This is a genomic window from Flagellimonas rhodophyticola (genome assembly GCF_049332665.1).
GTDB lineage: Bacteria > Bacteroidota > Bacteroidia > Flavobacteriales > Flavobacteriaceae > Flagellimonas.
The window spans coordinates 1806015-1828097 of the sequence record NZ_CP186326.1 but is presented as its reverse complement, the minus strand read 5'-3'; the positions used below and the strand labels follow the sequence as shown (position 1 = coordinate 1828097).

The 22083-nt window shown below is 41.8% G+C and carries 9 protein-coding genes; 2 read left to right on the top strand and 7 right to left on the bottom strand.

Annotated features, from left to right (window positions below; genetic code table 11):
• Nucleotides 1–219: 219 nt before the first annotated feature.
• The 5 genes from ACOKFG_RS08200 to ACOKFG_RS08180 all read right to left on the bottom strand — a co-directional run bounded on the left by ACOKFG_RS08200 (nt 220) and on the right by ACOKFG_RS08180 (nt 14827).
• The gene (locus ACOKFG_RS08200; RefSeq protein ID WP_298794567.1) at nt 220–4341 is read right to left on the bottom strand and encodes a proprotein convertase P-domain-containing protein; all 4122 of its coding nucleotides are present in this window, start codon (nt 4339–4341) and stop codon (nt 220–222) included.
• 226 nt (nt 4342–4567) lie between these two features.
• The gene (locus ACOKFG_RS08195; RefSeq protein ID WP_422862168.1) at nt 4568–7003 is read right to left on the bottom strand and encodes a Calx-beta domain-containing protein; all 2436 of its coding nucleotides are present in this window, start codon (nt 7001–7003) and stop codon (nt 4568–4570) included.
• An 84-nt stretch (nt 7004–7087) separates the two neighbouring features.
• Nucleotides 7088–9046: an OmpA family protein gene (locus tag ACOKFG_RS08190; protein WP_422862167.1), complete on the bottom strand. Its 1959-nt coding sequence runs from the start codon at nt 9044–9046 to the stop codon at nt 7088–7090.
• Nucleotides 9047–9055: 9 nt separating this feature from the next.
• Nucleotides 9056–10000, bottom strand: coding sequence for a PorP/SprF family type IX secretion system membrane protein (locus ACOKFG_RS08185; protein WP_298794573.1), 945 nt, complete (start codon nt 9998–10000; stop codon nt 9056–9058).
• A 12-nt stretch (nt 10001–10012) separates the two neighbouring features.
• Complete coding sequence (locus tag ACOKFG_RS08180; RefSeq protein WP_422862166.1) at nt 10013–14827, bottom strand: gliding motility-associated C-terminal domain-containing protein; 4815 nt, start codon at nt 14825–14827, stop codon at nt 10013–10015.
• A 394-nt stretch (nt 14828–15221) separates the two neighbouring features.
• Between ACOKFG_RS08180 and ACOKFG_RS08175 the strand changes: the two genes are divergently transcribed.
• Together ACOKFG_RS08175 and ACOKFG_RS08170 are read left to right on the top strand one after the other, a co-directional pair.
• Nucleotides 15222–16814, top strand: a complete 1593-nt coding sequence (locus ACOKFG_RS08175; RefSeq protein ID WP_422862165.1) for a peptide chain release factor 3 — start codon at nt 15222–15224, stop codon at nt 16812–16814.
• Between the two features lie 102 nt (nt 16815–16916).
• Nucleotides 16917–17354, top strand: a complete 438-nt coding sequence (locus ACOKFG_RS08170) for a hypothetical protein (protein WP_298794579.1) — start codon at nt 16917–16919, stop codon at nt 17352–17354.
• Between the two features lie 56 nt (nt 17355–17410).
• On the opposite strand, the gene ACOKFG_RS08165 is transcribed toward ACOKFG_RS08170, so the two are convergent.
• Both ACOKFG_RS08165 and rpoC read right to left on the bottom strand, forming a co-directional pair.
• Complete coding sequence (locus ACOKFG_RS08165) at nt 17411–17722, bottom strand: DUF3467 domain-containing protein (protein WP_298794581.1); 312 nt, start codon at nt 17720–17722, stop codon at nt 17411–17413.
• A 56-nt stretch (nt 17723–17778) separates the two neighbouring features.
• Nucleotides 17779–22077, bottom strand: a complete 4299-nt coding sequence (rpoC, locus tag ACOKFG_RS08160; protein WP_422862164.1) for a DNA-directed RNA polymerase subunit beta' — start codon at nt 22075–22077, stop codon at nt 17779–17781.
• Nucleotides 22078–22083 lie beyond the last annotated feature (6 nt).

The window sequence follows — 22083 nt, the reverse complement described above, 5'->3', positions numbered from 1 at the left end:
TTTACCTATAGGGGAATAAAATATTTGTTGTGTATGTCTGAATTACTAATGTATAGTGGTTAAATTGTGAGGTCATCGCCTAATAAATTTCGGGTTTTTCGAGAGTAATTGGTCGATAAAACCAGTAATTTCAGTAGCTCAGGTGATTGTTGAAAAAGGGAAAATGCACTATTTAGAGGCTACAAAACCTCCCATAAAAGCGCCATTTTTTTGTTAAAATTAATCTCTATTTACCCTGTAGGTAATCCTTCGGTTGGTAATCACGCTGGAGACCCTAATGGTCAATTCGGCGGTGTTTGAGATTTCTGAACTACAGATGTAAGCTGAATTGGAAACCAGAACCCGATATTGCTCTCCATTATTTGCTGTTGTCGGGTTCGTTATGGTGAGTGTATTGGTTCCTGAGTCGCTATAAATTCCGGTATCGGAAATGTCGTCCCATGTAGCGCCATTAAATCGTTGCCATTGGAACGTATCTGCATTTGTAGCGGTTACGGTAAAGGTAGTACCACAACCTGGGCAGGTTGCAGCGTCAACAGGCTGGACTGATATCGCAGGGGCAATTGAAGCTTCACGAAAATCAAAAACTGTATTTGTATCTCCATCCGCAGGAGCAGTATAGGCAGCACCCTGAACGGATCCATCAGCATTTATTGAAGGTGTTCCAGTACCATATGTACCGTTATCGTCAGCATCAGCATTGACATTGGCATAGGCTTCATCTGCATCATTACATCCATCTGCATCACTATCAGTTTCTGTATAATCATCATTTCCATCTGAATCTGAATCTGAAATCGTATAGTTTACCGTTCCGCTGTTTTCTTGACCGCTAGCCTGCACGCTATCCGGTACACCATCTGTACCAACAGCACCAGTAAGTCTACCTCCAGAATGCGTCTGATCGTGACCAGCTTCTACAACGTCATAAATGCCATCGTTATCACTATCTAAGTCTAAATCGTCATAGACACCATCATTATCTGTGTCAATTGCTCCGGCCCATATGATAACATTTACCAACAAATCTTCACCTGCCGCATCGAAACCTCCTCCTTCATTTGAGTGAGGTACAATTCCTCTTTTACCTGGAGCGGTTCCAACCTCCATCGCATCGCCTTGCTCCCAAATTACTAAAGAGCCTTCACCTGCAGTTGGATCCTGGCCTAAAACTGTTCCAGTGGTTAAACCATTCCCATAATACCGGGCGTCACCGATGGTATAATTTCCTAAAGCTAAACCCGAGGTTATTGGGTGTGTATTATCCACTATATTAATCGCGGTTGATGAGCCGTTTGAACCTGAGGCAGCTCCTAAAATTTCATCGTGTAATGCTGGTTCACTTGTAATAACACCATTTACCGTAGTAGTCATGTTTGCAACGTTTGCAAAGGCATCTCCGCTAAAAACATCTTCATAAACAAATGTCACAGCAAAATTATTCGCATCTCCGCCAACATTATCATCAACTACTGTAACCGTGTATCCCAGAGCTGTTAGTTTATCAATTGTATTTTGTTCTTCAGTCCCGGGGGTTCCGTTTGTAACCCATAATACTGTTTTTGGAGATTCAACCGAGTCCAATATTCCGTCGTTATCATCATCCAAATCTGTGATATCGGAAATTCCATCAGAGTCACTGTCAATTGCAATGGTCAATGTAGCTCCCGAAGAGGTAATTGAAGGACAAGTTCCAGTTGAATTTGAAACAATTACCCTGTAGACGTATCCATCTTTGGTCAAGCCAGGAGATAAAACTGAGAGGGTAGCGGTTGTAACTCCTGAATACTCAGCTCCGTTTGAAACATCAGCAAAGCTTCCACCACCATTGGTGCTGACCTGCCATTGAAAGGTATCGGTGTTGGTTGAACCTACCGTAAATGTCCCATTGTTACCCAAGGCAACAATTTGGTCACTTGGTTGGGTGTCAATTGTGATTGGGCTCACCGTAATTGTTTGGGTTACGTCAACGCTATTTCCTGAGTCATCAGTTATTCTATACGTCCTCGTTATAATTTCTGGGTTGCTTCCACCATCGCTGGAATCACCAATAAATGTTACTGTTGGATTAGTTGTGCAATTATCTGCTTCATCTGTAACAACGGTAATGTCTGAGGCGGGTACATCCGCTGAACAAAAAACTGTTACAGGGGTAGGATTACTTGCTGTAGGTGCGACATTATCAATTGTAAGCGTGGTAACGCCAGTAATGCTTAACACCGGATCGCCTGTTGTTCCTCCGTATTCAACAATATAACCTTGAGGAGCATATGCTCCCCCGCCTCCAGCTTCAGGTAAATCATTCCAGGAGCCTGGGGTCGTTGTAACTGATGGGTCTGTAATATGTGCATAATCTTCATTCCCTGCGTTATTTGGTTCTCCTGAATTCCAAAAAGCAAAATTGGGCGTAGTTCCACCAACACCACCATTCCAAAAATTAGTTCCCGCTTCAGGACCTGTCACCCAGTTCCAAACACCTTCTGTAGTTGCATCACTTCCTCCTATCCAACCAACTCCTTGTGCTTGAGAACCAGAAAAATCTGCTTCGGCTTGTGAGGTCAAGGTTGCTAAATATCCTTGTAGTCCAAAATATGTTCGTAAAGCTGCGGCATCACGTGCTGCAGTCCAAGAAATTCCCGGGTTGGCTATAAATTCGTAATAATGTCCTGTTGGCGGTAAATAATTTGCTGTACCTGGTGTAATAGAAAATTGTCTTGTACCTGAGGGACTACCGGCACTACTGGAATATTCAACCGCAAGGATTGCAGTCTCAAACTCAGCAAAGGTCGTTGGACCTTGCAAGGTAAGCTCTCCTTCCACTGCATCCCAAGTTGCTGTAATGTTCGGGTGTGTTCCGGTAAGCGTCAATAAATCTTCACCGTTGATATATCCCGAAGAAATTTGTATGTATATCGCATCTGTCGTGGTGTCATCCGGGTCTGTAAGGCTAACAGTTTCTACAATGGGTTGTGATGTACCCGGACAATATTGTTGATCACCAGTAACTGTCAAAACCTGTGGTTGATCTGCAGTGGGTACGATAGACTCACTTAAATCATCCGCGGTTGCATTGCTATCCAATTGATCGGCCACTACGGATGTTATCGTATTTGTAATTGTTGCACCATTTGTACCTCCATTAACACTAGCTACAATATTCAAAGTTGCTGAAGCTCCATTATTAAGGCTCCCAACTGTCCAAACTCCCGTTAAGGAGTTATATGTACCATCATCACTAATATAAGTAACGCCTGGAGGAAGAATATCAGTAACGCTAACGTTGGTGGCATTTATAGGGCCATTGTTTGCAATTGAAAGTGTATAGGTGATATTGCTGTTTTCCTTTGGTGTTGCATCATCCACTGTTTTGGTCACAGCCAAATCCGTTGGTGTCGCTGCATTGCTACAAATATGAATGGCAAAACCACTTAATGTTCCTGTATCTCCACTAGCATCATCATATATAGTGAGAGTCCATGTGCCACTAGGATCCTCCCCATTAAAATCTGAAAGATTTCCTTCCGGAGAAAAAGCTCCAGTAAAAGGAGCTGAACCCGCAGTAACTGCCGTTCCAGCTGCATCGTCAAGGATCGTTCCTGAATAATTATCTCCACTACCTCCATTATCGGTGGTTAAAACAACCGTTGTTCCCCCCGGACTGGTCAGGCTTATCTCTAAGTCATCATCCCATGTATGTTCTATATTCAAAGTAATATTAACATCGGTTATTACTCCTGTTGCAAAGCCACTTAAAGTCGAGTTTAGAGTAGTAAAATCGTTTATCGCCGAACCTGGTGAGGAGCTTATTATTTCGCAACCTGATGAAGCTGCTGCAATTAATATGTTATCTACTGTTATGGTCTCACTTGTATTCCAACCTGAATCACCTCCTACAAACCTTATTGAAGAGTTGGCAGAAATTTGATCCGCTGTCAGGTCATAGGTGATAGCTCCGGTGATAGCACTGTTAATGGTAAAAACCGTTTCATAGGAAGAGGTATTATCATTCCATAGTTGTACCAAAAGTGACTCATTACCCCTAGAGGTTGCATCGTAATTCAGTGTTAGAACGGCATTGGAGGCTCCTGATATATCGAGTGCCCTACTAATTGTCCTACCATCAAGGTTATTGAATTCCAGCTCATTACTAACAATCTCTATCCTTCCACCACTCGCACTGCCGTCATCACTTACTTCGGTCCAATTACCAGAGAAGTTTTGATTTCCATTGTTATTGGAATAGGACGTTGAACTAAAAGTATCACGATAGGTATCTTGCCCCATCATAGATGACCATGATAGCAATAACCCTATTGTCAATAGTGCCAGTCCTTTTTTCATACTCTATACTTTAGCAGGCATACATGAATCCCAATATGCTTCTACCAAATGTAACTGTACTCCAAAGTGTCTCTAAATAATTGTTGTGTATCGTTAAGTTTCTAATGTATAGCTTTTGCATTCTGAGGTATTTGGTCGATGAATGCAGTAAAATTAGGGTTGTTGGAGGAAAATTTATGCGCTGATTCGAGCTTAAAGAATTACTTGTTGGACCTTGATCCTGTGGCTAATCCTTATCTACTCGGTATGTAATTTTCCGGTTGGTAATTACCGTTGTTGGACGTGCAAGCACTGTCAAATCTGATGTTGTTGTTCCAGATAATGGAATGTTTTGATCGTTCGTAATATCTGAAGGGGATATTGTATTGGTAAAAACCCCTGAAGTGGCTGTAGTAACGTCAAAAGTAAATGAACAGGTTGTACCGGCTGGCAGACTAACTCCAGTAATCATAAAACTTGTGGCACCTGATACCGCAGAGATTGTTCCCCCACATGAAGAAGAAGCATCTGGAGTTGCAGCAATGGTCATTCCAGCGGGTAAATTGTTAGTTAGCGCTAAATTGGTCAACGAAACTCCGTTTGATGGGTTTTCAATGGTTATTGTCACCGTTGATTCATCTCCCTGAGTTATTGTTGTTGGATTAAAGGATGAAGTTGCCACAGTTGGAAAAGCAATTTCGTTGGAAGTAACAAATACACCGCCCCATATCCCTTCGCTACTACTTCCTAAAATAACATCCATATCCGTAGCATTATTAGGTACAAGGCCTGAAGCATCAAATACATCAATATCTACACCCCAACTGTAGGTGAAATTTGGATTTCTTGTTCCTAAATCAACCCCGTATTCCGAAATTGTTCCGTTCAAGGTATTACTGGCAGGATTTAAGCCATTGAACAAAGAAGTACCTTCAATGCTTACAAAATCACCGGTACTGCTTGCTTCACCATCCATACCATAGTAACCTACATGAGTCTCAAATGTTCCTATTGAGGGTGTAAGTAGGCCAGTAACAGTAAAAGAATCATTAGCCCCAAATCCAAAGAAATCAAATCCATCCCAAACACTAACATTTCTGGCAGTATCCGCAGGGTCGTTATAAATCACTACCATAGTCCATCCACCATGAGGACCTGTAAACGAGCTTCCAGTAACCAAGGCTATGTCAGCCACAAAATAATTTCCGTTTCCGCCGGACTGTACAATAGAAGTTACATCAGCATAGGACATAAATGTATTCCAACCACCAAACGTGGTTGTCTCAATATTTCGGACGTCTGAATTTATTGTGCTATAGGTCCCGGTAGTCGGATCCATAAGTTTAACTTGATCAATACTCAAGGTTCCTGCCGGATTGGTGATACCACCATTTGAGCTATTGTAGACTCCCCCCCAATATAGACCTGCCCATTGCACAGTAGATCCAACTGGCAAACTTAGGCTATGGCTACTTGAATTTACGGTTGTACCATCAAGGTCCACATCGGCATAACCCATTACAACAGAAGGATTATTTGAGACTGGTGTAACTGGACAGCCCGAAGTACATTGTAAGTTTGTGTTCCCAAACATTTTAAAGTTTCCCATTAAGTTTATGGCAACTCGTTCCTCATAGGCACGGGTCGTATTTGGGTCATTGTCATCATCATTGATGGTTATAGTTGCCGTATCGGAAATGTCAACAGATCCATCTGAAGTACTGGTAAATGATATTGTGAAGTCTTCGGAAGACTCAAAGACAAGGTCATCCAAAATAGATATTGTAATCTGGTCTGTGTCTCCTGATGTTCCATTAAAACTAAGAGTTCCGGAGTCTGTCGTATAGTCGGATCCAGCGATGGCTCCTCCATCATTGGTTTGATAATTGACCGTGAAAGGTCCAGCGGTGTCAGGTCCAGTATGGGTTACAGTGAGGTTTACGGTCCCTGCATCCTCATCAACAACGACATCATCTATTATTACTTCAGGTGCTATGGTTGTTATGGTTAAATCGTCTATTCCTCCTTCAATGATATCACCAGCTCCTGATCCATCTGAAACCGTCACCCTGATTACTACATTAGAACCAGCAGGAATAGCAGTAGTCGCTTCAGTCCAAACCGCATTCGTAGTCACATCACCTATTGAAACCAAGTTTGTGTAGCTAACTCCACCGTTTATGGAATATTCCAATAGGAAAAAATCGTTTGCATCGTCTCCATTATCACGTTGTCCAAAAAAGTACCAAATAGAAAGTTGTGAGTTTAAAGCTATGTTATACACCGGTGAAGTTGTGATCGATGTTCCTCCGTCTACATCTGCATTCCCGGCAGAAGAATTTGTTGCCGTAAAATAGGCATTTACTCCAGGTGCAGCTGTATGATCATCTTCTAATTGTGTGGTAACCCCTCCACTGCTTTCAGTTGTCGGATTGGCAACAACGAAAGTTCCGGTAGAAGAGGTCCCAGAAGTTGTCCAGCCAGTTGCGGTACCACTTTCAAAATCTTCGCTTACCTGTGCTCTAGATTCAAAGAAAAAAAATACGGCAACTGTTAAGAAAAGAAAACTTACATGATTCGATCTGATCATCAATTCTTGGTTTACACCTATACAATTGATCAAAACTAGGATTCCTTCTGCTACCTGCCCAAAAAATGTTGTGTAATAAAGGATTTCTTGCACATAGGCATTTTTAATGTATGCCTAATTAAATCTATCTAATCCAAACTATTGAATATCATAGATTTACAAGAATTGTGGTATAAATCATTCAAAAATGATGAACTCAGACCTTCTGTTCAGTTGATGTTTGTCTCTAGAACATGGCACGCCATTGAGACAATCATTCACCAAACGTGTTTCTCCATACCCTTCTCCTTGTAATCTATCCGCAGAAATACCTTTTGAGATCATGTAGTCCACTGTAGATTGCGCCCTCTTTTGGGATAGCCATAAGTTATAGGCATCATTTCCACGACTATCAGTATGCGAATTCACCTTAATTTTAAGGCTAGGATACTTTTCCATGGCCACGATGACCTTTTGAATTTCAATCTCCGCATCACGACGAATATCGAACTTGTTCAAATCGAAATAAATAGTGCTCAGTTGTAGTAATTTGGCCAAATCGTCTCCAAATCCTCCAGTAACCACATCCCGTTCCAGATAAAAGTCCACAATCCGAGGTTTGCCATAGGATTTATTCAGATATTCTTCAGCCGGAACATAACCATCCCTGGATGCCCTTACAAAGTTTCCTTTTGCACAATCAAGATCCAAAACATAATTTCCTTTGGAATCTGTCAATGTTGATGAAACTTCGTTATTTTCTTCGTCTATAATCTTGACCGTTGCCCCAACCAAAACTTCGTTGGATATCCTATCCCGCACCGTTCCGGTAACATCTTGGATACAATCAAGCACCAGAGGCTCACTTTCAAAAAATTCATAGATATCGTCCTCACCTAATCCACCTGTTCTATTGGAGGAAAAATATCCGGTTTTGGATTCGTCATTCATAATGAAGGCAAAATCGTCATAGTTACCATTGATTGGTTTGCCCACGTTTACTACCGGTTCATTGTAGTTTTCAAAAGCAATTTTTGTTGCAAACACGTCTAAACCACCCAACCCTTGATGACCATCTGATGAGAAATACAACACTCCCTCTTTGGTAATGTAAGGGAAGGTTTCTCTCGCCATGGTGTTAATGTTTTTACCCAGATTTAGTATGGGACCATATGTTCCATCCCCAATAATCTTAGTAACAAAAATGTCCGATTCTCCATGTGTACCGGGCATATCGGAAACAAAATAGAGTTTTTTGCCATCTGGACTCAACACCGGATGGGCCACAGAATATGAATCATTATTAAATGGAAGCTCAATTACGTTGGTCCACTCTCCATCGATTAATTCTGCGCTATAAATTTTTAATCTGATGACTCCCTTTTCATCTTTTTGTTTTCTACCACCCAAAAAGTTATTTCTGGTGAAATACATGGTTGTTCCATCTTTGGTGATAGTAGATGTAGATTCATGCAGACGGGTGTTGACATCTCCCTCCAACTTGACCACATTGTCGTTAGAAATACTGTCAACATTAACTTTATAAAGATCTAAGAAGTCTTTTGAGTTCCAGGTATGTCTATACCTTGCTAGGTTTCCTGTATCTCTGTCTGAAGAAAAGATTAGGCCTTTTTCATAGTACGCTGCAGCAAAGTCGGCATATTTGGTATTATAGGGAAACGGCTTAACATCATATCGGCCGGAGTTTTTCTCTATCTTTTCCAAATAATCTTCATCATACGTTCCTTCATCTGTTGATGCGGTAATTTCTTTGAATTTTGCCATGATACTGGCAGATTCGCCATAGTCACCAAGTGTCTTTAAACTTTGGGCATATCTAAAATAATAGTCAGGTTCTATTTCTTCTGGATAGACTTCGACCAATCTCTGATACACTTTGGCAGCTTCTTCATATTTCGCATTGAAGTAGTACGAATTTGCCAGCCTTTTTAAAAGATCGGAAGAGACGTATCCCTTATCAAGCACCTTTTTATAAATATCAATGGCAGGGCTAAACGAATATTCATTGTATTGTTCATCAGCCTTTGCTTTGACCTTGGCCTGTTGTTTCTCATTCACCTTATCCTTCTCCTGGGCAGCGCCTTGAAAAGGCCATCCTAAGAAAGCAATAAGAAGTATAAGTATTCTTTTTAGCATAACCCTGAATTAAAAGAATCTAGGTGAAACTGTTTTTTGAAAGGCTCTTAAAAGTTCCCATCTTAAAAATATCTCAAAAGAACCGTCATTGAACTGGGTTCCTCCAAGCTCTGTGGTTTCGCGGTCATACGCTAGACCTAACATAATCTGATCGGTAATCTGGAATCCGGCCAATGCGCTAACCGCCGCATCCAACCTATAGGCAGCGCCAAAACTAAATTTTTCAGCATATAGAAAAGATGCCGAAAGATCGACTTGTAACGGCGCTCCACCAACCGCTTTGGTCAAAAGAGCAGGCTTAAATTTTAAATCGGCATTCAGATCGAAAACATAACCTGTTATAAAATAAAAATTGATGCGTTCTGCGGCCAAAAAGTTAACAGAATCAGCATCACCATTGTCAAAATATTCCGATTCTAAGATATTCGGAGCGGATAAACCTGCGTAAAACCTATCGTTATGAAAATACAGTCCTAACCCAAAATTTGGATTGAATTGATTGTCAATATTATCTTGTTGAACAACTTCTTGATCAAAGTTCCTCAGACCATTGAAGTCAAGACTCAACATATTTCCACCAGCCTTTAGACCAAAGGATAATTTATTTCCACGAGCAAATTCGAGTGTGTAGGAAAGAACCGCATCAAGATAAGTTTCTTGAACAACGCCATCTCCAATATTGTCATTCACTATGGAAACTCCATAACCTAATCTACTATTGCGAATTGGAGAGTGAAGGTTGATTGTAAAAGTTTCTGGAGCTCCGTCAAGACCTATCCATTGTGAGCGATACAGCCCTGCAAATGTCAATTGACCTCTAGACCCAGCATAGGCCGGATTAACACTAAGAGTGTTATACATGTATTGCGTATACTGCGCATCTTGCTGTGCGACAAGACCTTGAACTGTAAGAATTAGAAATAAAAACGGAACTAAAAAGTTTCTTTTAACCATTTTTTTAAATTGTTACCTACTTATGTAAATGTATTCGGAGTCGGTAAAACTTCCTTCATCCGTTTCGTAGTCAAATATATAAAAATATACTCCCGCGGGAAGATAATCATCGACACTCAAGGTCGATCTGCCACGTGAACGTCCATCAAAAACATTGTTTACATTATTGTAGTTTTCCCCTTCATATACCGCGACTCCCCAACGATTAAAAATTCTTAGCGTACTTGACCTTATTCTATTAACTCCTCTAATGAATAAGAAATCATTTTTGAGGTCTCCATTCGGAGTCAACATTTGATTCACAGCAATATCTTCGATAGAAACGGAAACAGTGACCGTTGCTGAGTCACAGTTATCGGGATTTGCAGCCTCACAGATAGTATAATCAATTGTATAGGTGCCTTCTGGTGTCCCCGGAGCTAGACTTACCGTACCATTCTCATTAATGGTCAACTCATTTGTCGGCGTTGATGTTAGAATAACATCTATCAAAGCAATGGATTCTCCATTCAATGTATCATTCAAAAGTATATCGCTATCTGGAATCACACCACTTGTTCCGTTTGAGCTATATGCATCATCAACAGCATCAATTATGTTGGCCATACCAGGGTCAACAATAACAGTTACAGTACCTGTATCACAATTGTCGACATCCGCTATCTCGCAAATTGTGTATTCAATCGTGTAAGTACCTGCAGGTGTTCCTGGAATTACGCTCACACTTCCATCTTCATTGATGGATAGCTCATCCGTTGGTGTGGATGTTAGAATAACATCTGACAAGGTAACAGATTCTCCATTTAAAGTATCGTTGGCAAGCACATTGCTTTCCGGAATAATTTCTTCAGAACCATCGGAGGTATAGGAATCATCCACAGCCACAATGGTATTCCCCATGCTAGGACCTACAACAACGGTTACAGTGCCAGTGTCACAATTGTCGACATCTGCTATTTCGCAAATTGTATATTCGATGGTGTAAGTACCTTCAGGTGTTCCTGGGGTTACGCTTACACTTCTATCTTCATTGACAGATAATTCATCCGTTGGAGTGGATGTCAAAATTACATCTAACAGGGTAACCGGTTCTCCATTTAAAGTATCATTAGCAAGCACATTGCTTTCGGGAATAATTTCTTCAGAACCGTCCGAAGTATAGGCGTCATCCACGGCGTCTATTGTATTTCCCATACCGGGACCTACGGTAACAGTCACCGTACCTGTATCACAATTATCTGGATTGGCAATTTCGCAAATTGTATAATCAATGGTGTAAGTACCTTCTGGTGTTCCAGGAGCTACACTTACTGTTCCATTGTCGTTAATTGTCAACTCATCTGTACTCGCAGAAGTTAGTATAACATCAGATAAGGTAACAGGGTCGCCATTAAGAGTATCGTTGGCAAGTACATTGCTTTCAGGAATAATTTCCATAGAACCGTCAGAAGTATAGGCGTCATCAACAGCATCTATGGTATTCACCATACTCGAATCTACCGTTACAGTTACGGTACCCGTGTCACAATTGTCTGGATTGGCAATCTCACAAATGGTGTACTCAATGGTATAGGTACCATCAGGTGTTCCAGGAGCTACACTCACACTACCATCATCGTTAATTGTTAGTTCATCTGTACTAGTGGAAGTCAATATAACATCCGACAGTGTTACTGGCTCACCATTTAAAGTATCATTGGAAAGGACATTGCTGTTTGGTATCACATCACCTGAAATATCAGTAGTGATAGCATCGTCAACAGCATCTATTGTATTCACCATACTCGAATCTACCGTAACGGTTACCGTCCCTGTGTCACAATTGTTCGGGTCTGCGATCTCACAAATCGTATAGTCAATGGTATACGTTCCATCGGGTGTTCCAGGGGCAACGGTTACACTTCCATCTTCATTGATGGTCAACTCGTCTGTACTGGTGGAGGTCAATATCACATCCGACAAAGTAACCGGCTGGCCATCTAAAGTGTCGTTGGAAAGGACATTGCTACCCGGTATGTCACCAGATGTATCCGTGGTGAGAATATCGTCAATGGCATCAATTACATTGACCTCTTTAGGGTCCAGGTAATCTGGTGTGCCGTCATCATCCGTATCGTCGTTGGTCGGGTCACCATCCTCATCAACATCCTCATCTGGGGTATCGATCCCGTCTCCGTCATCATCGAAGTCGCGATAGTTCACATCCTCAGTCCCATCGGTGTCGGGTAGGTCGTTCGCAGGGTCGTCGATCTCATCGTTAACGTCATAGCCGTCATCCACATCACTGCCCTCGTATCCATCATCAAGACCATCGTTGTCCGTGTCATTTCCAGTGTAGGATTGGTCAGGTACGCCATCAAAGTTGAAGTCGTTCCCCTCGTTGTTGTCCGCCACAAGGTCATTATCACTGTCATCGTCAAGGTAATCAGGTAAATCCTCACCATCAGTGTTCTCGGGGGTCAATCCGCCGATATAGGCGCTGTTCACACCTTGGTTGGCCTCATAGGTGGCCTCATCGTCATCATTAGGGGCGATATAGGTCGCCGTCGGCTGCGCCTCAACATTGTCCGGAATGCCATCGTCATCACTGTCGATGTCCAAATGGTTCGGGCGTCCGTCACCATCACTGTCCAGTGGGTCCGTCAATGGATCGTCATCACCGTCTATATTCGGGTCCTCGACAGTATCAAGGATTCCATCGTTGTCATCATCAAGGTCAACACTGTCCGGTACACCATCATCATCGGTGTCTTCCCCGGGGCTATCGGGATCCAGGTAATCCGGTGTGCCGTCATCATCCGTATCATCGTTGGTCGGGTCGCCATCTTCATCAACATCCTCATCTGGGGTATCGATCCCGTCTCCGTCATCATCGAAGTCGCGGTAGTTCACATCCTCGGTCCCATCGGTGTCGGGTAGGTCGTTTGCAGGGTCGTCGATCTCATCGTTAACGTCATAACCGTCATCCACATCACTGCCTTCGTATCCATCATCAAGACCGTCGTTGTCCGTGTCATTTCCAGTGTAGGATTGGTCTGGTACGCCATCGAAGTTGAAGTCGTTCCCCTCGTTGTTGTCCGCTACAAGGTCATTGTCACTGTCATCGTCCAGATAATCAGGCAAATCCTCACCATCTGTGTTCTCGGGGGTCAATCCGCCGATATAGGCGCTGTTCACACCTTGGTTGGCCTCATAGGTGGCCTCATCGTCATCATTAGGGGCGATATAGGTCGCCGTCGGCTGCGCCTCAACATTGTCCGGAATGCCATCGTCATCACTGTCGATGTCCAAATGGTTCGGGCGTCCGTCACCATCACTGTCCAGTGGGTCCGTCAATGGATCGTCATCACCGTCTATATTCGGGTCCTCGACAGTATCAAGGATTCCATCGTTGTCATCATCAAGGTCAACACTGTCCGGTACACCATCATCATCGGTGTCTTCTCCGGGGCTATCGGGATCCAGGTAATCTGGTGTGCCGTCATCATCCGTATCATCGTTGGTCGGGTCGCCATCCTCATCAACATCCTCATCTGGGGTATCGATACCGTCTCCGTCATCATCGAAGTCGCGATAGTTCACATCCTCCGTCCCATCGGTGTCGGGTAGGTCGTTAGCAGGGTCGTCGATCTCATCGTTAACGTCATAGCCGTCATCCACATCACTGCCTTCGTATCCATCATCAAGACCGTCATTGTCGGTATCGTTTCCAGTGTAGGTCTGGTCAGGTACGCCATCGAAATTGAAGTCGTTCCCCTCGTTGTTGTCCGCTACTAGGTCATTGTCACTGTCATCGTCCAGATAATCAGGCAAATCCTCACCATCTGTGTTCTCGGGATTGATTCCCTCATCACCACTTCCCTCGTAAGCATTGTCCAATCCATCTTTATCATCGTCCAGCCCTATTGGAGGCACATATCCTGAAGTTGTTTGACCTTCTACATTATCTGGAATACCGTCATCATCAGAATCAATATCCCTGAAATTTGGTAATGGGTCGTTATCACTGTTGATTGGAGTAAGACCTTCACCAGCCCCCGGATACGACTCATAATGATCATCTAATCCATTTTTGTCTTTGTCTATACCACAAGGAGTTTGAATGTGGTCAGGGTCTTGTGCTTCAATGTTATCCAAGATACCATCGTTGTCCGAATCGATGTCTCTAAAATCTTTGATGTAATCACTATCGGTATCAATAGGAGTTAAGCCTCCGCAGCTCCCTGGAGTTTCTTCATATGCATCATCAAGTCCATTTCCATCCGTATCGTATCCGGAAGGAGGGATATATCCAGAATTAGTCTGCGCTTCAACATTATCCAGGATTCCATCATTATCTGAATCTATGTCTTTGTAGTCGGGAACATGGTCGTAATCCGTATCCACAGGAATTAAACCACCACAACTACCGGGGGTTTCTTCATATGCATCATCAAGTCCATTACCATCTTTATCTTTTCCAGAAGGAGGAATATATCCGTAGGTAGGTTGTGCTTCGATATTGTCTATGATTCCATCGTCATCCGAATCAATATCTAAATAATCCGGAACACCATCTCCATCAGTATCTGTAGGATTGGTCCAATAGCAATCATCACCATCCAGGTTTTCATCTTCGACGGTATCGATTATACCGTCATTATCTGAGTCAATATCCTTATTATCGGGAACTCCATCTCCATCCGTATCGGTAAAGTAAAGCGCATTAGCTCCCAACTCAGATGCAAAAACAGAGGTTGAAAAGCTTAGACAAAATGCAAAGAATACCAATGAAAAAAGACTAAATAGAGCCTTTTTCTTAGGATATAAGAAAGTAATTTTTTCCATAATGACAGTTTTGGTCAACTAATCACCATGGCATGAGTGTTCTCGAACTAGTAAGAAAATGGGGCTTTTCTTAACGTTTAGTGGTTTTTTCTGTTACCATCTAATCCACCTTCTGTAGGCATAATTAGTGCTTTTCAGGTGCAAGACCTATTTTAATCGACAAAAAGCGCATTCTTGGTCATTACGTGCCACTATTATTTATACGGACGATATGATAAAATGGATTACAGTCAATCAAAAAACAAAAATTCCACTGTGCGAAAATTACTCCACTTTTTTGTTTTTAGGGCAAGTATTTTCTGATTTTTTGTCATCATAATATCAACAATTGCATTGTGTATTCATTATTCATTTAAAAAGAGATAATTACGCTATTTTTGCCGAAATTTTGTTGATGGATTTTGATAAGGAAATAGCAAGAAGAAGAACTTTTGGCATTATCTCACACCCAGATGCCGGGAAAACTACCCTAACAGAAAAACTCCTTCTGTTTGGTGGTGCTATCCAAGAAGCTGGGGCGGTAAAAAACAACAAGATCAAGAAATCTGCCACCAGTGATTTTATGGAAATTGAACGACAGCGTGGTATTTCGGTTGCAACTTCTGTTCTTGCCTTTATCTACAACGATAAAAAAATAAATATTCTAGATACTCCGGGTCACAAAGATTTTGCCGAGGATACCTTTAGAACTCTTACAGCTGTTGACAGTGTAATCGTAGTCATCGACGTTGCCAAAGGTGTTGAGGAACAAACGGAGAAGCTGGTCGAAGTGTGCCGTATGCGTAACATTCCGATGATTGTTTTTATTAATAAACTGGATCGTGAAGGAAAGGATGCCTTTGACTTATTGGATGAAGTAGAGCAAAAGTTAGGCCTCTCGGTAACCCCACTTAGCTTTCCCATTGGAATGGGGTACGACTTTAAGGGAATCTACAATATTTACGAAAAGAACATCAATCTATTCAGTGGTAACAGTAAGCAGAATATTGAGGAAACTATATCCTTTAGCGATATAGAAAATCCGGAGTTGGAAAACATAATTGGGGAAAGTCATGCACTAGACCTGAGAGACAATTTGGAATTGGTTAATGGAGTATATCCGGAGTTTGACAAAGAATCCTACCTAGCCGGCACTCAACAACCGGTTTTCTTTGGGTCTGCATTGAATAATTTTGGTGTACGTGAATTGTTGGATTGTTTTGTGGACATTGCTCCTTCGCCCAGGGCAAAAATGGCGGAAGAAAGATTGGTTGAAGCAGATGAGAAGGATTTTTCCGGCTTTGTTTTCAAAATCCATGCGAATATGGATCCCAAACACCGAGATCGTTTGGCTTTTATCAAAATAGTATCTGGAACGTTTGAACGTAACAAGCCATATTTACACGTCAGGCACGACAAAAAACTAAAATTTTCAAGTCCCAACGCGTTTTTTGCAGAGAAAAAGGAAATTGTGGACATTTCCTATCCCGGCGACATCGTTGGGTTACATGACACGGGGAACTTTAAAATTGGAGATACCTTGACCAGTGGTGAAAAACTAAATTATCGTGGTATTCCAAGTTTTTCTCCGGAGCATTTTAGATATATAAACAACGCTGACCCTATGAAAGCCAAGCAGCTTTATAAGGGTATAGACCAACTTATGGATGAAGGTGTAGCGCAATTGTTCACATTAGAACTCAATGGTAGAAAGGTTATCGGTACAGTAGGCGCATTACAATACGAGGTTATTCAATACCGATTGGAGCACGAGTATGGTGCCAAATGCACCTATGAAAACTTTCCGGTACACAAGGCCTGTTGGGTAGATGCAGAAGAACCCAATGGGGAAGAATTCAAGGAGTTTAAACGCGTAAAACAAAAGTTTTTGGCGATTGATAAACGAGATCAAATGGTATTCTTGGCGGATTCAGCATTCTCACTCCAAATGACCCAGCAGAAATACCCCTCCGTAAAGCTTCGTTTTACCTCGGAGGTCACCACTTAGTGTTCATTCCAATATAGAATCTCGGTCCTAAACGGCTGATACAAAGAGGTATTCATACATTTTTTGTACTTTATACCATGTAATCACTAAATAACCAATATTATGACTGCAGATTCTACGAATAAACCACCCGTATGGTTCTGGGTGGTGAGTGTACTTGCCCTTATATGGAACATCATTGGTGTAATGTCTTATCTGGCCCAAGCTTATACAAGTGTCGAAGACCTTGAAAGCATGACCCAGGCCCAACGTGAACTTTTTGAAGCTCAACCCGCATGGGTTACCGGGGCATTTGCCATAGCCGTTTTCGGAGGTACTTTGGGTTGTATTGCTCTTTTACTGCGAAAAAAATGGGCAAAACCAGTTTTAATAGTTTCCTTATTGGGGATACTTGGACAGTTTGTTTATGGCCTGTTCCTAAGTAATACTATAGAAGTTTATGGCAATCAAGCGATTATTTTCCCAATAATTATTATCGTAGTGGGTGTTTTACTCGTTTTATTGGCAAAAAAGGGTATTGAAAAAGGATGGTTGACCTAGCCCTTGAAAATATTTGAAATAAAAAAAACCTGACTGTAGAGTCAGGTTTTTTTGTTTTATGCTTCTCCAGTAGGCCCAAAATTCAGTGGAATTGGAGGTTGTTCGTAATCTTTGATTGTCCCATGCGCTTGCTCAAACTTTGAGACATTATCATTTAAAGCTTTTAAAAATTTCTTGGCATGCTGCGGAGTAAGAACAATCCTGCTCTTAACCTTGGCTTTTGGTGCACCCGGCATCATGCTAATGAAATCAACAACGAATTCCGATACAGAGTGATTTATAATTGCCAAATTGGAATAAATCCCTTCCGCGGTTTTTTCATCCAGCTCTATATTTATCTGCTTCTGATTTTTATCGTTTTCAGCCATTATCTGTTTTGATTTAAATAAAAAAGAAAACCCTGACAATTGCCAGGGTTTGTTTATTAGAATTTGAATTCCTCTTTTCGAGCCATGATTTCATCGTATTCTTCTTTTGAACCTACGATGATACTATCATAATCCCTCATACCGGTACCGGCAGGAATCTTATGTCCAACAATAACATTCTCCTTCAATCCTTCCAAAGTATCCACTTTACCACTAACCGCGGCTTCGTTCAATACTTTAGTAGTTTCCTGGAACGATGCTGCAGAGATGAATGATTTTGTCTGAAGCGAAGCTCTAGTAATACCTTGCAAGATTGGTGTTGCTGTTGCAGCAACCGCATCTCTTGCTGTAACCAAAGTTTTATCTTCTCTACGCAAAATAGAATTTTCATCTCTAAGTGCTCTGGCAGAAATAATCTGTCCAGGTTTAAGGTTTTCGGAATCTCCTGCTTCTTCAACAACCTTTTGTCCGAAAATCTCATCATTCTCACGGATGAAGTCATCTTTGTGTACCAATTGGTTCTCCAAGAAAGTAGTGTCTCCAGAATCTTCGATACGTACTTTACGCATCATCTGGCGCACAACAACCTCAAAGTGCTTGTCATTAATTTTCACACCCTGCAGTCGGTATACTTCTTGAACTTCGTTCACTAAATATTGCTGTACAGCAGAGGGTCCTTTAATGGCCAAGATATCTTCTGGAGTAATTGACCCATCGGACAATGGCATACCTGCTCGAACGTAATCGTTCTCCTGTACCAAAATCTGGTTGGACAATTTCACCAGGTACTTCTTGATTTCATTTGTTTTTGATTCGATGATAATCTCACGGTTACCACGCTTGATTTTTCCGAAGGAAACTACACCATCAATCTCAGAAACAACAGCTGGATTGGAAGGGTTACGTGCTTCGAAAAGCTCGGTTACCCTTGGAAGACCACCTGTAATATCCCCTGCTTTCGCGGATTTACGTGGGATTTTAACCAAAATCTTACCTTCTTTAATCTTATCGCCATCGTCCACCATAATGTGTGAACCAACAGGTAAGTTATAGGAACGTAAGGTTTCTCCTTTACCATCCTTAATCAATAAGGTCGGGATAAGTTTCTTGTTTCTAGATTCAGAAATTACTTTCTCTTGGAAACCTGTTTGTTCATCAATTTCCACTTGATAGGTGACACCTTGCTCAATATTCTCATAGGCAATCTGCCCAGTAAATTCAGAGACAATAACACCGTTATATGGATCCCATTGACAAATTACAGTACCAGCTTTAATCTTAGCTCCGTTTTTCACAAACAATTGCGAACCGTAAGGAATGTTGTTGGTACTAAGTGTAATACCAGTATTCGCATCTACAACCTTGATCTCAGAAGTTCTAGAGATTACAATATTGGCCTTTTCGCCTTCACTGTTTTCACCAACAACTGTTCTAAGATCTTCGATTTCAGCAACACCTTCAAACTTAGCCTCAAGCTTGTTATCCTCTGAAATGTTACCTGCAATACCACCCACGTGGAAAGTACGCAAGGTCAATTGGGTTCCAGGTTCACCAATGGATTGTGCAGCAACAACACCTACAGCTTCACCTCGTTGAACCATTTTATTGGTCGCCAAGTTTCTACCATAACATTTTGCACAGATTCCTTTTGGAGCCTCACATGTCAATGCTGAACGTACTTCAATCTTTTCAATTGGCGCAGCGTTGACTTTCTTAACATCAGCTTCAGAGATTTGCTGACCTGCGGACAACAATAACTCCTCATTCAACGGATTGTATACATCATGTAGTGAAACTCTACCAAGAATTCTTTCTCCTAGTGTTTCAACTATTTCTTCGTTTTTCTTCAACGCTGATACTTCGATACCTCTTAACGTACCACAGTCATCAATGTTGATGATCACATCTTGTGAAACATCCACCAAACGTCTTGTCAAGTAACCAGCATCCGCAGTTTTCAAAGCCGTATCTGCTAGACCCTTACGAGCACCGTGAGTGGAAATAAAGTATTCCAAAATCGATAGTCCTTCCTTAAAGTTGGAAAGAATCGGGTTTTCAATAATTTCACCACCACCGGCAGTCGACTTTTTCGGCTTGGCCATCAGACCACGCATACCTGTCAACTGACGAATCTGTTCTTTAGATCCCCTTGCACCAGAATCCAACATCATATATACCGAGTTGAATCCTTGCTTGTCTTCGCGAATTCGCTTCATGGCCAATTCGGTCAACATTGCGTTGGTAGAAGTCCAAACATCAATAACCTGATTGTATCTTTCGTTATTGGTGATCAATCCCATGTTGTAGTTCATCATAATACCATCAACTTGCTCATTGGCATCGTTGATCATATCATGCTTCTCTGGTGGAATAATAATATCACCTAAACTGAAGGACAAACCTCCTTTAAAGGCAAAATCATAACCCATGGATTTTATCTTGTCCAAGAATTCAGCTGTTGTAGGTACATCGGTAACGGCTAGAATATCCCCAATAATATTTCTTAGGGACTTCTTGTTCAAAACTGTATTAATATATCCAGCTTGCTCTGGTACAACGGTATTGAACAAAACACGTCCTGTGGTTGTCTCAATAATTTGGTTTACTAGCTCACCTTCTTCATTAAAGTCTTTAGCTCTAACCTTGATACCAGCGTTAAGCTCAACTTTACCTTCGTTGAAAGCAATCTCCACTTCTTCCGCAGAATAGAACGTCAATCCTTCACCCAATACGGGTTCTTCTTTCGTAGATTTCTTCTCCTTGGTCATGTAGTACAGACCCAAAACCATATCCTGAGAAGGAACGGTAATAGGAGAACCATTTGCTGGGTTCAAGATGTTTTGAGAAGCCAACATCAAAAGTTGCGCTTCCAAAATAGCCTCTGGACCTAGTGGTAAGTGAACAGCCATCTGGTCACCATCGAAATCCGCGTTAAATGCGGTACATGCCAATGGGTGCAGACGAATTGCCTTACCTTCAATCAGTTTTGGCTGGAAAGCTTGGATACCCAACCTGTGAAGTGTAGGGGCACGGTTCAATAGTACCGGATGTCCTTTAAGGACATTCTCCAAGATATCCCAAACTACAGGCTCTTTCTTGTCTATAATCTTCTTGGCCGATTTCACCGTCTTTACAATACCTCTTTCAATCAATTTTCTGATTACGAAAGGCTTGTACAGTTCAGCAGCCATATCTTTTGGCAGACCACATTCATACAACTTCATTTCTGGTCCAACCACAATTACGGAACGAGCAGAATAATCCACACGTTTACCCAGTAGGTTCTGACGGAAACGACCTTGCTTACCTTTCAAGGAATCAGAAAGGGATTTTAATGGTCTGTTCGATTCTGTTTTTACAGCAGAAGCTTTTCTCGTGTTATCGAAAAGTGAATCCACTGCTTCTTGAAGCATACGCTTCTCGTTTCTCAAGATTACCTCAGGAGCTTTGATTTCCATCAATCGCTTTAAACGATTGTTTCGGATAATTACCCTACGATACAAATCGTTCAAATCTGAAGTAGCGAAACGACCACCATCCAATGGTACCAACGGACGCAATTCTGGTGGAATTACAGGAACCACCTTCATGATCATCCATTCCGGTCTGTTCTCCCTATTGTCTTGAGATTCACGAAGTGCCTCAACAACTTGAAGTCTTTTTAGTGCTTCGGTCTTACGTTGCTTAGAGGTTTCGGTATTTGCTTTGTGTCTAAGACTATAGGAAAGTTCTTCCAAGTCGATTCGAGCCAACAGGTCAATCAAACACTCAGCACCCATCTTAGCGATGAACTTGTTTGGGTCTGAATCTTCCAAATACTGGTTTTCTTGCGGAAGCGTTTCCAAGATGTTCAAATACTCTTCTTCCGTTAAGAAATCCATTTTGTTGATTTCCTCTCCTTCAGGACCTTTGGCCTCACCAGCTTGAATGACCACATATCTTTCATAATAGATGATCATATCCAATTTCTTGGAAGGTAATCCCAAAAGGTATCCTATTTTATTTGGAAGTGAACGGAAATACCAGATGTGCGCAACAGGAACAACAAGGTTGATGTGTCCTACACGGTCTCTACGTACTTTTTTCTCAGTCACCTCTACACCACAACGGTCACAAACAATTCCGCGGTAACGGATACGCTTGTATTTTCCACAGGCACACTCATAATCCTTTACAGGACCGAATATACGCTCACAGAACAACCCATCTCGCTCAGGCTTGTGGGTTCTGTAGTTAATGGTCTCCGGTTTTAAAACTTCCCCTCTGGATTCTGCCAAGATAGACTCTGGAGAAGCCAATCCGATGGAAATTTTATCAAACCTTTTTGGTGCGTTATTATCTTTTATTCTAGCCATAATACT

Excerpts from the sequence above, each read along its gene's own strand:
- ACOKFG_RS08175 (WP_422862165.1), top strand. The coding sequence starts at position 15,222 with ATGGATTTTGATAAGGAAATAGCAAGAAGAAGAACTTTTGGCATTATC.
- ACOKFG_RS08200 (WP_298794567.1), bottom strand. The coding sequence starts at position 4,341 with ATGAAAAAAGGACTGGCACTATTGACAATAGGGTTATTGCTATCATGG.
- ACOKFG_RS08190 (WP_422862167.1), bottom strand. The coding sequence starts at position 9,046 with ATGCTAAAAAGAATACTTATACTTCTTATTGCTTTCTTAGGATGGCCT.
- ACOKFG_RS08185 (WP_298794573.1), bottom strand. The coding sequence starts at position 10,000 with ATGGTTAAAAGAAACTTTTTAGTTCCGTTTTTATTTCTAATTCTTACA.
- rpoC (WP_422862164.1), bottom strand. The coding sequence starts at position 22,077 with ATGGCTAGAATAAAAGATAATAACGCACCAAAAAGGTTTGATAAAATT.
- ACOKFG_RS08165 (WP_298794581.1), bottom strand. The coding sequence starts at position 17,722 with ATGGCTGAAAACGATAAAAATCAGAAGCAGATAAATATAGAGCTGGAT.
- ACOKFG_RS08170 (WP_298794579.1), top strand. The coding sequence starts at position 16,917 with ATGACTGCAGATTCTACGAATAAACCACCCGTATGGTTCTGGGTGGTG.
- ACOKFG_RS08180 (WP_422862166.1), bottom strand. The coding sequence starts at position 14,827 with ATGGAAAAAATTACTTTCTTATATCCTAAGAAAAAGGCTCTATTTAGT.